Source organism: Amycolatopsis sp. NBC_01488, from assembly GCF_036227105.1.
GTDB lineage: Bacteria > Actinomycetota > Actinomycetes > Mycobacteriales > Pseudonocardiaceae > Amycolatopsis.
The window spans coordinates 635,212-649,960 of the sequence record NZ_CP109434.1 but is presented as its reverse complement, the minus strand read 5'-3'; the positions used below and the strand labels follow the sequence as shown (position 1 = coordinate 649,960).

Below are 14,749 nucleotides of genomic sequence, written 5' to 3'. Positions count from 1 at the left end.
GTGGCGCGGGTTCCCCGGGCCGCACGGAATCGTTTTCCTCGTCCTATCCCGGCGATCTTGACACTGCGCTCGCGGCACTCGTAGGCTGAGTGCTCCGCCGTCATGCCGAGCTTTTCTCGATTCCATGACAAGGCGGTTCAGGGTGAAAAGGTTCTTGCTGATTTCCTTCGCGGTCGCGGGTCTGGTGGTGGCCGGTGCCGGCGTCGCCGTCGCCGCGCCCGGCGGCGTTTACGACGTCAAGGACTACGGCGCCAAGGGAAACGGGTCCGCCAACGATTCCGGCGCCATCGACAAGGCGATCACGGCGGCCAACGCGGCGGGCGGCGGTACCGTCCGGTTCACTTCGGGGAACTACAAGTCGGCCAACACCGTCCACCTGAAGAGCAACGTGACGATCCAGCTCGACGCGGGTGCCACGATCATCGGGTCGAGCGCGGACAGTTACGACAAGGCCGAGTCGAACCCGTGGGACGCCTACCAGGACTACGGCCACAGCCACTTCCACGACGCGATGTTCTACGGCGACAAGCTCACGAACATCGGCTTCACCGGCGCCGGCACGATCGACGGCGGCGGAAACCTCATCACCGGCAACCCGAAGTCCGGCCAGGCCGACAAGATCCTTTCGCTCACCCGCTGTGACGGGCTCACGCTGTCCGGGATCAAGCTGCGCCGCGGCGGGCACTTCGGGGCGCTGATCAACGGCTGCACGAACGTCGTCTCGGACCACCTGACGATCGACACGGCGAGCGACCGCGACGGCTGGAACATCATCAGCACGACGAACATCACGATCACGAATGTGACCATCGCGGCCAATGACGACGCACTCGTGTTCAAGAGCGACTACGCACTCGGCGCGAAACTGCCGAACGGGAACGTCACCGTGAACAACGCGAAACTGTCGGCGGTCTGCTGCAACGCGCTGATGTTCGGTTCCGAGACGTGCGGTGACTTCACCGGTTACCAGTTCTCGGACATCACGATCACCGGCGCGCACAAATCGGGCATCGGGATCGTTTCGATGGACGGCGCGAAGATCTCGGACGTCCATTACCGCAACATCACGATGTCGGGCACGTACTCGCCGATCATGATGAAGATCGGCACGCGCAAGCGGTGCGGCAACAAGCCCGGGGTGGGGTCGATCAGCGGCATCACGTTCGACAACGTCACCGGGACGCACACGGGCACGAACTTCAGCCCGACGCTCTGGGGTGCGGACAGCACCCACCGCGTCTCCGACGTCACGTTCACCGGGGTGAAGCTGACCGTCCCCGGTGGCAACGGCACGATGGGCACCGGCGTGCCGAGCAACGACGCGTCGGACTACAACCCGAAGAGCATCGGCACCCGGCCGTCCTACGGCTGGTACCTGCACTACGCGTCGGGCATCAAGTTCGTCGACAGCTCGGTCGAGTTCGGCAAGGACGACGGCCGCCCGGCGAGCATCGTGAACAACAGCTCGGACATCACGTTCGACCACTTCACGGCCGAAAAGGGCGCGAAGAGCCCGTACGACATCGGCTTCCAGACGGTGACGGGCTACTGCGTCAAGAACTCGGCGACCACCTCGGGTTCCGCCCTGCGCGTGAACGCCTCGGGTTCCACCTCGACCTGCTGACGTAACCCGTAGTTGACGTGATTGAAGCCGGAACTCGCGTGATCAGAGCCGTAACTCGCGAGTTCCGGCTTCAATCACGCGAGTTCCGTGCTCCAGCACGCGAGTTCCGGCCTCCGTCACGGACGAAGGGCCCCGGCTGGTGAGCCGGGGCCCTTCTGCGGCGCGCCTAGAGGTCAGTGCGCGTACTGCTCGTTCATGATCAGGAACGAGCCCAGGCCGTGGAAGTCGTTCGTCTTGCGGCCCCGGCCGTAGTAGTACGACAGGTCGCCGACGTTCGTGCCTTCGCAGATGTCCGTGATGTTCGTCAGGCCGTCGGAGCCGACGGAGACCTTGCGCAGCACGCCGGCGTACCCGCGGTCCGCCACCGCCTGGTACGACGCCGGCAGGTAGCCGCGCTGCACGCCCCGGGCCATCGTGAACGTGTACATCGACGACGCCGACGTCTCCAGCCAGTTCTTCGCGTCGCCGCCGCGGTCGACTACCTGGTACCAGCGGCCGGTCGCCGCGTCCTGGTAGCGCTGGTAACCCGCCGCGAGGAACCGGACGATGTCGATCAGCGCCGCGCGGCGCGGGTGGTCGGCCGGGAGGACCTCGAGGATGTCGATGGCCGCCATGCCGAACCAGCCGATCGCGCGCGCCCAGTGGTACTTCGAGTGGTGCCCGGGCCCGGACGCCCACGACTCCGAGCCGTCCTCGTCGTACGCGTGGTACAGCAGGCCCTTCGCCGGCTCGCGCAGGTGGCTGAAGTAGACGACCAGGTTCTTCGCCGACTCCTCGAAGCAGTAGCCGCCGTCGTCGAACGCCGCGCCGTACAGCGCGAGGAACGGCTGGGCCATGTAGGCACCGTCGCCCCAGAGCTGGCCGACCTTGCTGGTTGCGTGGAACATGCCGCCGTCGGACGTGCGCGGGTAGGCCGGGAACCGCTTGCGCAGCTGGTCGGCCGCCGTCTTGTACTTCTTGCGGCCCGTCTCCGCGAACAGCAGCGGCAGCATCTGGCACGAGCGCATCGAGTCGAGGTTCGTGAAGCTGTTCGAGATCCCGCTGTCGGTGATGAAGCGGTCGTACCACGCGACGATGTAGTCGAGGTACTTCTTCTCGCCGGTGCGCTTGTAGAAGAGGTACTGGCCGTAGAGGTACAGGCCGAGGGTGTAGCCCCAGCCGCCGATCGACGCCGGCGTGTAGCGCTTCATCGTCGAGTCGATGACGGCGCGGGACCAGTCCGCCGGCGGCGCCGCGCCGCCGATCGGGGGGAGCCGGTCGGCTGCCCGCGCGACGGGACCCGCCGCGGCCAGGGCGCCCAACGCGCCCAGGGTGCCGGCCAGTACCGCGCGCCGGGTCGGGCGAAGGGGGTGCTCGGACATTCGTTGTCCTTTCGTGCACTGGCCCCGGTGGAGCGGGCAGTTCCGGGGCGGGGCACGGTCGGGGACTGTGCCCCGCCCCGGAAGGGGTGGCCGGGATGCCGATCCGCCGTCCGTCGGCATCCCGACCAGCTCTGGGGGCGCGGCGTGCTGCCCGTGTCGCCGGAGCGGTGGGGGGAGCGAAAGCGCTCTCTGGGGAGAACATCTACCCGCTTCCGGGAGCCCGAGTCAAGAGAGATCGGATCTCTCGTGTCATATATCAGATATTTAACCCGATCGGCCGCAGTCCCGATGTACCGGCCGCTGGGACGTCGCGAAAAGGTCGGATCTCAGTCTTGACCAGCCGCCGACGCCAGGAGTACACCACCGAGTGGACCAGACCACTGGAGGTCGCTCATGTCAGCCAAGTTCCTGCGCCGGGTCCTCACCGCGTGTGCCTCGATGCTGGTGGTGGGCGGGCTGCTCGCCGCGCCGGCGTCGGCCGATCTGCAGAAGCCGTCCCAGCAGTGGCTGCGCGACAGCCAGGCGGGCCTGTTCCTGCACTGGGGCATGCGCACGTCGCCCGGCTACACCAGTTGCAGCGCCTGGGAAAAGGCGGTCACCGACGGCGGGTGGAATCCCGCCTACTGGGTCACCGAGGCCAAGAAGCTGCACGCGTCGTACCTCGTGCTCGCGTCGTTCCACAGCCGGCTGGGCTACTCGCGGGCCTGGCCGTCGAAGATCCCGGGCAGCTGCAGCACCAAGCGGGACTTCCTCGGCGAGCTGATCGCGGCGGCGAAACCGCAGGGGCTCAAGGTCATCCTGTACATGACCAACGACGCCCAGTGGCACGACGAGGGCGGCCACGAGTGGCTCGACTCCGCCGGCTACTCGAAGTACAAGGGCAAGACCGTCGACCTCGACACCCAGGACGGCTTCGGCCAGTTCAGCTACGACAACTTCTTCGAGGTCATGAAGAACTACCCCGACCTCGGCGGGTTCTGGATCGACAACGACAACGCCTACTGGGAGTCCCACAACCTGTACGGCCAGATCTACCAGCAGCGGCCGGACTACCTGCTGAGCAACAACAACGAAGACACGCCGATCATGGACACGATCAGCAACGAGCAGAAGACCGGCATGACGCCGGCGTACGACTACCCGCAGGCGACGTACACGGCGATGCCGCGGCTGACCGAGGCGTGCTTCAAGCTGCCCGACACCGGCTCGTGGTGGTACGGCGGCACCAACTCGGCGGTGAACAAGGCACTGAACATCGGACGTCTGGTGACGAACTCGGGCTCGTCGATCAAGTCGCTGATGGCCGAGACGGCGATGGTGAACGGCAAGTTCCCGTCGAACCAGGAATCGTTCAACGACTTCGCGAACACGTACCTGAGCGCGATCTGGGAATCGCTCGGCGGCACCGAAGGCGCCGGGTACATGTACGGCGGCATGCAGCCCGGCTTCTGGAACGACGGCGCGCACGGCGTCATCACGATCAGCAAGAGCGATCCGGACCTGCAGTACGTGCACGTCCTGACCAAGCCGTCGACGTCGACGCTGAAGATCCGCGACAACGGCTACCGCGTCCGGCGCGTCACGAACCTCCGCACCGGCGCGGCGATCTCCTTCAGCCAGGGCGGCGGCAGCCTGACACTGACCGGACTCTCCGGCTGGGACACCTACGACACGGTGTTCAAGGTCGAGACGGCCGGGCGCACCGGGACGTACGACCCGAAGACCGTGACGCTCAAGGCGAGCGCATCCGCCAGCGGCCACAGTGGACAGTCCGCGAGCGACGGCGACTACCTGACGTACTTCGACAACAACAAGACCCTGCCGGTCAACCTGGACTACGACCTCGGGTCGGCGAAGAAGGTGCAGTACCTCGGCATCAACCAGCGGGAGGATTCGGTCAGCTACGCGCGGTCGGCCAGCGAGCAGTCCGCGCGGATCAAGGCGTACCAGGTGTTCGTCTCGAGCGACGGCAAGAACTGGGGCAGCGCGGTGAAGTCCGGCACGCTCCCGAGCCACCGCGGCGTCCAGTTCGTCGACCTCTCGGCGGTGACGGCGAGGTACGTCCGCCTGCAGGTGACGAGCACGTACGCGGCGTCCAGCGACAGCACGCGCTACAAGCGGCTGCGCATCGACGAGACCTGGCTGGGCTCGGACTACGCGACGTCGGCGGGCTGAGCCAGCAGGTCCAGGGTCAGCGCCGCGGTCCAGCCGAACGAACGGGCGCCGTGCCCGGCGCCGGTCAGCGGGTCCACGTACTCGGCGAAGTCCGTCCGCGAGGCTGCGGCGACGAGGTCGTCCCGCAGCCGCGCGGCCAGGACGTGCTCGCCGTGGCGCAGCAGGCCCTGCCGGACCAGCCAGCCGACATTGGCCCACGACGGGCCGCGCCAGTAGCGGCCCGCGTCGAAGTCCGGCGCCGTCAGGTCGTGGCTCGGGACGCCGTGGACGCGCCCGAGCCGGAACCGCGGCCCGGTGGCCGTCGCCAGCAGGGCCGGGGCGACGGCGAGGTCCGGCAGCAGCAGCGGGAGCAGGCCCGCGCATGTGTGTGCGCGGGCCAGCGAGCCGGTCCGGACGTCCCGGGCGAAGAAGAAACCGTTGTCCCACAAGGTTTCCTGCATTGCCTTCGCGACTCGCGCGGCGGACTCGCGGTGGGTGGCGGCGGCCGCGGGCAGGCCCAGCAGCTCGGCGATCTCGGCCAGCGCCAGCTCGGCGTCGGCCAGGATCGCGTTGAAGCCGGGGTCTTCCACGACGAAATCGCCGAAGTCCTGGTAGCCTCCGTCCCGGTAGTCCGCGGCGAGCCGGACGTAGCGGCCGTAGTCCTCGTCGCTCGGCCGGTCGGCCGCGGCGCCGTGCTGCAGGTCGCGGCGGACGAAGCCGGCCGACGGCGTGACGCGCGCGAGCGGGCCGTCCCAGGCCGGGCTGTTGTCCATCCCGGACTCCCACGGGTGCACGATCGCCGCGAGCCCGCGCCCGCCGGCGTCCCGCGAAACCCGCAGGTACTCGTGCCACGCCCGCAGCTTCGGGTACAGCGTGGCGAGGAACGTGCGATCGGGCTGGGCCTCGTGCACCGCCAGCACCGCGCGCGCGTGCACCGGCGGCTGGACCAGCCCCGACGTCCGTCCCGCGGTCCAGAACGACGGGCCAGGGAAGTACGCCTCGGGCGGGGTGTCGGGGTTGAAGAGGATGTGCGGGACGCGGCCGTCGCGCCACTGCGCGGAGAACAGCGTCAGCAGCTCGCGCCTCGCCCGCGCGGGCGAGAGGTGCCGCAGGCCGATCGCGATGAACGCCGAGTCCCAGCTCCACTGGTGCGGGTAGAGCGAGCGCGAGGGCACGGTCGACGACCCGATCCAGTTGTCCGCCAGCACGGCCGCGGCAAGCCCCCATGTTACGTCCATATGTCCAATCTATCTCCGACTTGTGTATTGTCAATGGACAGAAGTCCGAGGGAGGGCGATGACGACCAGCGCCGGCGAGCTGTTGCAGCTGGTCAGGACCGGGCAGGCGGCCACGCGAAAAGCCCTGCTCACGCACAGCGGGCTGTCCCGCACGACGCTCACCGCGCGCCTGGACCGGCTCCAGGCGGCCGGCCTGCTGACCGAGGGCGGCCACGAGGACTCGACCGGCGGCCGCCCGGCCCGGCAGCTGCGGTTCGACGACCGGCACGCGGTCGTCCTGGCCGCGAGCGTCGACACGATGCACGCCGAGGCCGCGGTCACGGACCTGGCCGGACGGCGGCTGGCCCACCGCGCGGGCGACCTGCGCGTCGCCGACGGCCCGGAGCCGGTGCTCGGCCGGATCGCGGAGTGGTTCGAGGAGATGCTGGCCCGGGTCGACCGGCCGGTGTGCGGGGTGGGCGTTTCGGTGCCGGGCCCGGTCGAACCCGGGCGCGGCCGCGTGACGCAGCCGCCGATCATGCCGGGCTGGGACGGCTACCCGATCGACACCCACCTCGGCGCCCGCTTCGGCGCTCCGGTGCTGGTCGACAACGACGCGAACCTGATGGCGCTGGGCGAACACCGCGCCCGCTACCCGGACTCGGCCGCGCTGGTGGTGGTCAAGGCGTCCACCGGGATCGGCGCCGGCCTGGTGATCGGCGGCGAGGTGTACCGCGGCGTCGACGGCGGCGCGGGCGACATCGGACACGTCCGGCTGCCCGGGTATCCGGACGCCCGCTGCCTGTGCGGTTCCCTCGGCTGCCTCGCGGCGGTCGCCGGCGGCGGCGCGCTGGCCGCACGGCTGACCGAGCTGGGCTTGCCGACGGCGTCGGGGTCGGGCGTCCGCGAGCGGATCCTGGCCGGCGAGCCGGCCGCGATCCGGCTCGCCGAGGCCGCTGGTCGCCAGGTGGGCGAGGTGCTGGCGACGCTGGTCTGCGTGGTGAACCCGGGCGTCCTGGTGATCGCCGGCGACCTCGCCGAGCCGCATTTCGTGGCGGGGGTCCGCGAAGTGCTCTACCGGCGGGCGTTGCCGCGTTCGACGCAGAACCTGCGCGTCGAGATCGGCGGCCGCGGCGAGGCACTCGGCGGCGCGGTCGCGATGGTGGTCGAGGCCGTGTTCGCGCCGTCCGCGGTGGACCGGCGGCTCGAAGCGCGAGCGTGACAGCCGGGCCGCCGTGGTACAAACCGCTCCCGGCACCGGCGTGACGGCCGAACTGCCGTCACCCGCGGACTGTCCCGAGTGGACGGAGCGACCGACTTTCGTAGGTGGTGGGCACCCGCTCCGCGTGTTCCACAATACGCCCACGAACCGGACTTACCTCACATCAGGGATCAATCCTCGCGTTTTTCGTGTGACAAATCGGATTTCCGTACCGCGCGCCGGACCACGTGAATTCGCGACCAGATAACGGTTCCGCAAGTACTTCCCCGCGAGCGGAACACCGATCTAGTCTCGTCCGGTGTTCCAGGCCCATTTCCTGGGGGCCGCTTTCGAAGAGGGAGATTTCTGTGCGAAGAAGCTCCACCCTGCTCCTTTCGCTCGCGGTGGTGGGTGGCCTGACCGGCACCCTGCCGGCGACGGCGTCCGCGCAGGGGCGTCAGGACATTCCGCAGTCGCACCCGTTGTGGGCGAACGCGCAGGCGAAGGTCGCCGACACGGCGCCCGCGTCCAAGCTGAGCTTCCGGGTCTACCTGAACCAGCGCGACAACGCCGGCGCCGAGGCGCTGGCGCAGGCCGTGTCCGACCCGGACAGCAAGACCTACCGCCAGTACCTCAGCACCGACCAGGTGCGTGACCGGTTCGCCGCGAGCGACGCGACGGTGAACGCCGTCAAGGCGTGGCTGGCCGGCAGCGGGTTCAGCATCGGCGACGTGCCGTCGAACCGCGCGTACGTCGAGGCCACCGGCACCGCCGACCAGACGCAGAACGCGTTCGGCGTCAAGCTGGGCAAGTACCGGGTCAAGGGCCAGACCCTGCGCGCCGCCGACAAGAACCTGTCGGTGCCGGCGAACCTGGCGGCCGACGTCCTCGGCGTCGTCGGTGTCGACCAGGCGACCAACCTGTTCAAGCCGGACCACGCCACCGGTTCCGGGACGCCGTCCGACGTCGCCCCCGGTCCCGGGTTCCGCAACGCGCGGCCGTGCAGCGCCTACTACGGCGAGAAGATCGACACCACCGATCCCGCCTACAACGGCCAGCACCTGCCGTACGCCCCCTGCGGCTACACCCCGGCGCAGCTGCGTTCGGCCTACGGCGTCGACCAGGTCGGCGCGGACGGCAAGGGCACCACGATCGCCATCGTGGACGCGTTCGCCTCGCCGACCATCTACTCCGACGCGAGCACCTACGCGAAGAAGAACGACCCGCAGCACCCGCTGAAGCAGAGCCAGTTCTCGCAGCACGTCTTCCCGGTGAACCCGGTCCTCGAGCCGCCGGACCAGTGCGACGCGGCGGGCTGGTACGGCGAGGAGACCCTCGACGTCGAGGCCGCCCACGGTCTCGCGCCGGGCGCGAACATCCTGTACGTCGGCGGGTCCGACTGCCAGGACAACTCGCTCGACGAGGCGCTGAACTACGTGATCGCCGGCCACAAGGCCGACATCGTGTCGAACTCCTACGGCGACACCGGCGAGGACATCCCGGCCGACGAGGTCAAGGTGTTCAACCAGATCTCGCTGCAGGCGGTGCTCGAGGGCATCGGCGTCTACTTCTCCTCGGGTGACAACGGCGACGAGGTCGCGCGCCTCGGCACGCCGTCGCCGGACTACTCCGCCTCCGCGCCGTGGATCACCGCGGTCGGCGGCACGTCGATCGCGATCGGCAAGGACGGCAAGCGGATCTTCGAGACCGGCTGGGAGACCAGCAAGTCGGTGCTGACCAACGGCGTCTACGGCCCGGCCAACTACACCAGCGGTTCCGGTGGCGGCACGAGCCGGCTGTTCGCGCAGCCCTTCTACCAGAAGGGTGTCGTCCCGGACGCGCTGGCGAAGAAGAACCAGACCGGCAACACCAAGGGCCGGGTCGTCCCCGACATCTCCGCGGTCGGTGACCCGAACACCGGCTTCCTGGTCGGCCAGACGCAGACCTTCCCGGACGGCGTCTACTACGACCAGTACCGGATCGGCGGCACGAGCCTCGCGTCGCCGGTGTTCGCCGGCATCATGGCGGTGGCCGACAGCTTCGACCACTTCCACCACGGCTTCATCAACCCCGTGATCTACAAGCTGACCTCCCGCACCTCGGCGATCAGCGACGTGAAGCACGTGAACGCCGCGGTGGAGCGCGTCGACTACGCGAACTCGACCGACGCTTCGAACGGCCTGCTCACTTCGGTGCGCACGCTCGACTACCAGGGTCTGACCATCCACACGACCCCGGGTTACGACGACGTGACGGGTCTCGGCTCCCCCAACGGGCTGCTGTTCCTGCTGCTCGTCTAGTACGCAGTGCGTGAAGGGCACCCTCATGGCTTCCCAGCCCATGAGGGTGCCCTTCACGGCGTTTCAGGTGAGCGGGATGACGGCCGAGACCGTGGTCCCGTGGTCGCTGGTCACGGTCAGCTCGCCACCGAGGGCCTCGACGCGGTCGCGCAGGCCGGCCAACCCGGTCCCGCGGTCCAGGGACGCGCCGCCGACGCCGTGGTCGGTCACCTCCACCCGCAGCTCGGTGCCCGCCACCGCGATCCGCACGGCCACGGAATCCGTCTGCGCGTGCTTCAACGCGTTCGTCAGCGCCTCCGACGTCACGAAGTACGCCGTCGCCTCGACCGCCGAGTCCAGGCGGGGCACCTCGCCGGCCGTCAGGGCCACCTCCATCGGGATGCGGTCGGCCAGCGACCGGACCGCCGCGGGCAGCCCCGCCTCCGTCAGGATCGCCGGGCGGATGCCGCGGGCCAGCTCGCGCAGCTCGGTGATCGCCGTCTGCAGCTCGTCGACCGTGCCCTTCAGCAGCGCGCGGACGTCCGGTGGCAGCTCGTGGCGCCGGTCGGCCATCCGCAGCAGGAGCACCACGCTGACCAGCCGCTGCTGGGCGCCGTCGTGCAGGTCGCGCTCCAGGCGGCGGCGCTCCTCGTCGCCGGCCGCGACGAGCCGGGCCCGCGACGCCCGGACCTCGGCCAGCCGCTGCTCCAGCTCCGCGGTCAGCCGCTGGTTGTCGAGCACCAGCCCGGCCGCCGCGTTCAGCGCGTCGATCGAGCGGCTGTCCTTCCACACCTCGTCGTCCTGGACCAGCGCCGCCAGCCCGGTGCCGTCGCGCTCCAGCAGCAGCCGGATCATCTCGGCGTTGCCGACGCGGGCGCGCAGCACGCCGGCCAGGAACGCCAGCGGCCACAGGCAGGAGAGGATCCGGTAGACCTGCAGCATCGGCTCCGACAGCGGGTGACCGTCGCCGAGCGCCGTCCCGATGCCGGAGGCGAGCGCGCCGAACAGCGCGATCGCGATCACCGGCGAAAGCAGCCGCCGTTGCGGCAGCCGGCCGGTCAGCCAGCGGTAGAGCAGCACGACGATCACGCCGGCGCTGATCACCGTCGCGGCGAGCCCCAGCACGCGGTCGGGGACACCGGTGCCTTCGTGGTCCGCGGAGATCGCCAGCAGGTCGCGCGGGTCGTCGCTGAACAGCAGCCCGAGCGCCCCCAGCCCGAGCACCACCACGTAGGACGCGGTCACCAGCAGCCGTTCCCACCGCGAGCGGAGCCTCCCGTGCGGGAAGGCGAGCACGAGGTGCGCGATCACCGGGCTGGACGCGGCGCGCAGCGGCACGGCGATCGTGTAGAGCACGGGGTTCCGCGTGAACTGCAGGTCTTCGAGGAACAGCGCGACGCCGGCGAGCGCGATGAGCACGCCGATCGGGTTGGCCGGGCGCCGCACGTGCGCGACCGCGCCCGCGACGAGGAACAGGAACCCGGTGGTGGTGCTGAGCGCCGTGTCGAGCGGGGCGTGGCCGCCGTCGGCCGTCTTGAGCGCCAGAGCGGTGACGCCGAGCGCGAAACCGGCGGCCAGCAGGCCGGTCATCGCGACCGTTCGCGGATGCTGCACCACGCGACCCTCCCGGTGAGCGTCGCCGGGCAATCCTGGCGGGTGTGTGAAGCAGTCCGGCAACGGCTAACCGTGATTCGCCCGTTCGGGCCGTCGCGTTACACCACGCGGGCGCGCCTTAGGGTGATCCGGGACAGGAGGCGGCACATGAGCGGACTGGGTGCGGAGGTCTTCGGCGGGCGGATGCCCACCGGAGGCCGTGACCTGGCGATCGAAACCCACGGCATCACGCCGGTCCCGGAGGACAACCGGTTCGGGCGGCCGTGGCGGCTGTTCAGCGTGTGGTTCGCGCCGAACCTGACGATGACGGCGGTGTTCACCGGCACGCTCGCCGCGTCGCTCGGTCTGGGGTTCTGGACGGGCCTGGCGGCGATGCTCGCCGGCACCGTGCTCGGGTCGCTGCCGGTGGCGTACCTGTCCACCTGGGGCCCGCGCACCGGCACCGGCCAGCTGCCCCTGGCCCGGCTGCCCTTCGGCGGCGGCGTCGTGCTGCCGGGCCTGGTCCAGTGGCTCGGCTCGATCGCCTGGGACGCGCTGGTCGGCCTGTTCGGCGGCGAGGCGCTCGCCGAGCTGACCGGGCTGCCGTTCTGGGCCGCGGTGCTCATCGTGCTGGTGCTGCAGTGCGCGCTCGGCGTGTTCGGCTACGCGCTGATCCACCGCGTCCAGGCGGTGATGAGCGTGCTGCTGGTGCTCGCGTTCGCCGCGCTCGCCGTGAAGGTCCTTTCCGGACACCCGATCGCCACCGCGGACACCGCTTCGGGCGCCGACCTGGCGGGCGGCGTCGTCCTGTTCACGACGATCACGCTGTCGCTGGCGATCTCCTGGGCGCCCTACGCGTCGGACTTCAGCCGCTACCTGCCCGCTTCGACGTCCTCGCGCAGCGTCTTCTGGGCGACGCTGCTCGGTCTCGTCGTTTCGTACACGATCGGCGAGACCCTGGGGCTCGCGCTGGGATCGTCGCTGGGCGACCAGACGGCGACGGGTGTCGCGAAGCTGCTGGGCGGCGGCTTCCTCGGCGCGCTCGCGCTGGCGGTGATCGCGCTCGCGGCGGTGTCGTCGAACGCGATGAACGACTACAGCGGCTCGCTGGCCCTGCAGACCGTCGGCGTCCGGCTGCGGCGCCCGGTGTCCGCCGTGATCGTCACGGTCCTCGCGTTCGCGCTGATCCTCTGGATGCACAGCGGCGACCTGTCGGCGAAGTTCCAGAACGTGCTGCTGTTCGTCAGCTACTGGATCCCGCCGTTCCTCGGCGTCGTCGTCCCGGACTGGCTCGCCCGGACCCGCGGTGGGCGGCGCGTGGACGTCCTTTCTTCGGTTTCCGTGCGTCCTTGGGCGGCGCTCGTGGCGTTCGTCGTCGGGTTCGGGGCGGCAGTGCCGTTCATGAACACGTCGCTCTACACCGGACCGGTCGCGTCGGCGCTGCACGGCGCGGACCTCGCGTACTACGTCGGGCTCGTCGTTTCGCTGGCAGCGTACTTCCTGCTGCGGCGCCGTCTTGACCTCGAGTAATATAGAGGTTTGACGATGGTGTGGTACCCCTCGAAGGAGCAACCATGCCAACCGCACTCGTCACCGGTGCTTCCGCGGGCCTGGGCCGTGCCCTCGCCGCCGCACTGGTGAGTCGCAAGTGGACGGTCGTCGGCGACGGCCGGGACGCGGCCGCGTTGGCTTCGGCCGCCCGGGAGATCGGCTTCACGGCCGTCCCCGGCGACGTCGCCGACCCGGCCCACCGCGCCTCGCTGGCCGACGCCTGTCCGTCCCTCGACCTGCTCGTCAACAACGCCAGTTCCCTGGGCGTCAGCCCGCTGCCGCCGTTGGCGAGCTATCCCTTGGCGGAGCTGGAAAACATCTACCGCGTGAACGTCTTCGCCCCGCTCGCGTTGACGCAGCTGCTGCTGCCCGCGTTGACGGCGGCCCGCGGCACGATCATCGACGTCAGCTCGGACGCCGCCGTCGAAGCGTACGAAGGCTGGGGCGGCTACGGCTCCGCGAAGGCCGCGCTCGACCAGGTCACGGCCGTGCTCGGCGCGGAGAACCCGGACCTGGCGGTGTACGCGGTCGACCCGGGCGACCTGCGCACCGCGATGCACCAGCGCGCGTTCCCGGGCGAGGACATCTCGGACCGGCCCCTGCCGGAGACGGCCGTCCCGGCGTTCCTGCGCCTGCTGGACGAGCGTCCGCCGAGCGGCCGCTACCGGGCCGCGGACCTCTTGTCCGCCCTTGCTCCCACCGTCGCCCTCCCATGAACACGAACATCCGGTTCGACCTGCCCGACGAGCTGTCGGCCTCGACCCCACCGGAGGCGCGCGGCTTGGCACGGGACGAGGTCCGCCTGCTGGTCGCGTCGCCTTCGGGTGTGCACCACACGGTGTTCTCGTCGCTGGGTTCGCACCTTCGCCCCGGGGATCTGCTGGTGGTCAACACCTCCGGGACGCTGCCCGCGGCGGTCGACGCCGTGCGCGGCGGCCGTCCGGTCGTCGTCCACTTCTCGACGGCGCTCGACGACGGCACCTGGGTCGTCGAGCTGCGGGCGCCCGCCGGGCCGTTGCTCGACGGCCGGGCGGGGGAGCGGGTGGAGCTGCCCGGTGGCGCGTCGCTGACGCTGCTCGCTCCTGCCGCACCGGGCTCGACGCGGCTGTGGCGGGCGGCGGTGGCGGTGGACGGCGGGGTCATCGGTTTGCTGGCCGCGGCGGGCCGTCCGATCCGCTACGGGTACGTGCCGCGGGCGTGGCCGCTCGCGGACTACCAGACGGTGTTCGCCCGCGAACCGGGCAGCGCGGAGATGCCCTCGGCGGCCCGGCCGTTCTCGGACTCGTTGGTGACGCGCCTGGTCACCGACGGCGTGCTGTTCGCGCCGCTGGTGCTGCACACGGGGGTGTCCTCCCCGGAGGCGGGCGAGCCACCCCAGGCGGAGCGCTTCCGCGTCCCGCCGACGACCGCGGCGCTGGTTTCGTGGGTCCGTTCGCGCGGCGGCCGCGTGATCGCGGTGGGCACGACGGCGGCACGGGCGGTGGAGTCGTCGCTGCCCGGCGGCGTGGCCGAGGGCTGGACGGACCTGGTCCTGGGCCCGGACCGGCCGGCCCGGGTGCTGGACGGCATCCTCACGGGCCTGCACGCACCCGAGGCGTCGCACCTGCTCTTGCTGGCGGCGGTGGCGGGCCGGGAGCTGGTCCAGCGCGCCTACGACGCGGCGGTGGAGCGCCGGTACCTCTGGCACGAGTTCGGCGACGTGTCGCTGCTGCTACGCCGATGACCTCGTCCCCACATCCTCGCAGTGGCGTCCGGCCGCGCCGGACGCC

At 70.4% G+C, this 14,749-nt stretch carries 10 protein-coding genes; 7 read left to right on the top strand and 3 right to left on the bottom strand.

Annotation, left to right across the window (positions count from 1 at the left end):
- The first annotated feature begins 154 nt into the window (after positions 1-154).
- The gene (locus OG738_RS03110) at positions 155-1,624 is read left to right on the top strand and encodes a glycoside hydrolase family 28 protein (protein ID WP_329051041.1); all 1,470 of its coding nucleotides are present in this window, start codon (positions 155-157) and stop codon (positions 1,622-1,624) included.
- A 173-nt stretch (positions 1,625-1,797) separates the two neighbouring features.
- On the opposite strand, the gene OG738_RS03105 is transcribed toward OG738_RS03110, so the two are convergent.
- Entirely contained in the window at positions 1,798-2,985 is a 1,188-nt protein-coding gene (locus OG738_RS03105) for a glycoside hydrolase family 88/105 protein (RefSeq protein WP_329051039.1), read from the bottom strand.
- Between the two features lie 393 nt (positions 2,986-3,378).
- Between OG738_RS03105 and OG738_RS03100 the strand changes: the two genes are divergently transcribed.
- The gene (locus OG738_RS03100) at positions 3,379-5,160 is read left to right on the top strand and encodes an alpha-L-fucosidase (RefSeq protein ID WP_329051038.1); all 1,782 of its coding nucleotides are present in this window, start codon (positions 3,379-3,381) and stop codon (positions 5,158-5,160) included.
- Here the strand turns inward: OG738_RS03100 and OG738_RS03095 are convergent.
- Positions 5,139-6,377, bottom strand: a complete 1,239-nt coding sequence (locus OG738_RS03095) for an amylo-alpha-1,6-glucosidase (RefSeq protein WP_329051037.1) — start codon at positions 6,375-6,377, stop codon at positions 5,139-5,141. The two genes, OG738_RS03100 and OG738_RS03095, sit on opposite strands and share 22 nt — an antisense overlap.
- 58 nt (positions 6,378-6,435) lie before the next feature.
- Between OG738_RS03095 and OG738_RS03090 the strand changes: the two genes are divergently transcribed.
- Positions 6,436-7,578, top strand: coding sequence for an ROK family transcriptional regulator (locus OG738_RS03090; protein WP_329051036.1), 1,143 nt, complete (start codon positions 6,436-6,438; stop codon positions 7,576-7,578).
- Between the two features lie 347 nt (positions 7,579-7,925).
- Complete coding sequence (locus OG738_RS03085; RefSeq protein WP_329051035.1) at positions 7,926-9,857, top strand: S53 family peptidase; 1,932 nt, start codon at positions 7,926-7,928, stop codon at positions 9,855-9,857.
- 63 nt (positions 9,858-9,920) lie between these two features.
- Here the strand turns inward: OG738_RS03085 and OG738_RS03080 are convergent, their stop codons facing one another.
- Positions 9,921-11,450 (bottom strand): sensor histidine kinase, encoded by a 1,530-nt coding sequence (locus OG738_RS03080; RefSeq protein ID WP_329051033.1) that lies wholly within the window; start codon positions 11,448-11,450, stop codon positions 9,921-9,923.
- A 147-nt stretch (positions 11,451-11,597) separates the two neighbouring features.
- On the opposite strand from OG738_RS03080, the gene OG738_RS03075 reads away from it, so the two are divergent.
- Genes OG738_RS03075 through OG738_RS03065 form a run of 3 tightly spaced genes read left to right on the top strand, consistent with a single transcriptional unit; the run spans position 11,598 to position 14,703 of the window.
- Positions 11,598-12,959 (top strand): purine-cytosine permease family protein, encoded by a 1,362-nt coding sequence (locus tag OG738_RS03075; protein WP_329051032.1) that lies wholly within the window; start codon positions 11,598-11,600, stop codon positions 12,957-12,959.
- A 44-nt stretch (positions 12,960-13,003) separates the two neighbouring features.
- The gene (locus OG738_RS03070) at positions 13,004-13,696 is read left to right on the top strand and encodes an SDR family NAD(P)-dependent oxidoreductase (RefSeq protein WP_329051031.1); all 693 of its coding nucleotides are present in this window, start codon (positions 13,004-13,006) and stop codon (positions 13,694-13,696) included.
- Positions 13,693-14,703, top strand: a complete 1,011-nt coding sequence (locus OG738_RS03065) for an S-adenosylmethionine:tRNA ribosyltransferase-isomerase (RefSeq protein WP_329051029.1) — start codon at positions 13,693-13,695, stop codon at positions 14,701-14,703. Before OG738_RS03070 ends, OG738_RS03065 begins: the two co-directional genes overlap by 4 nt.
- Positions 14,704-14,749 lie beyond the last annotated feature (46 nt).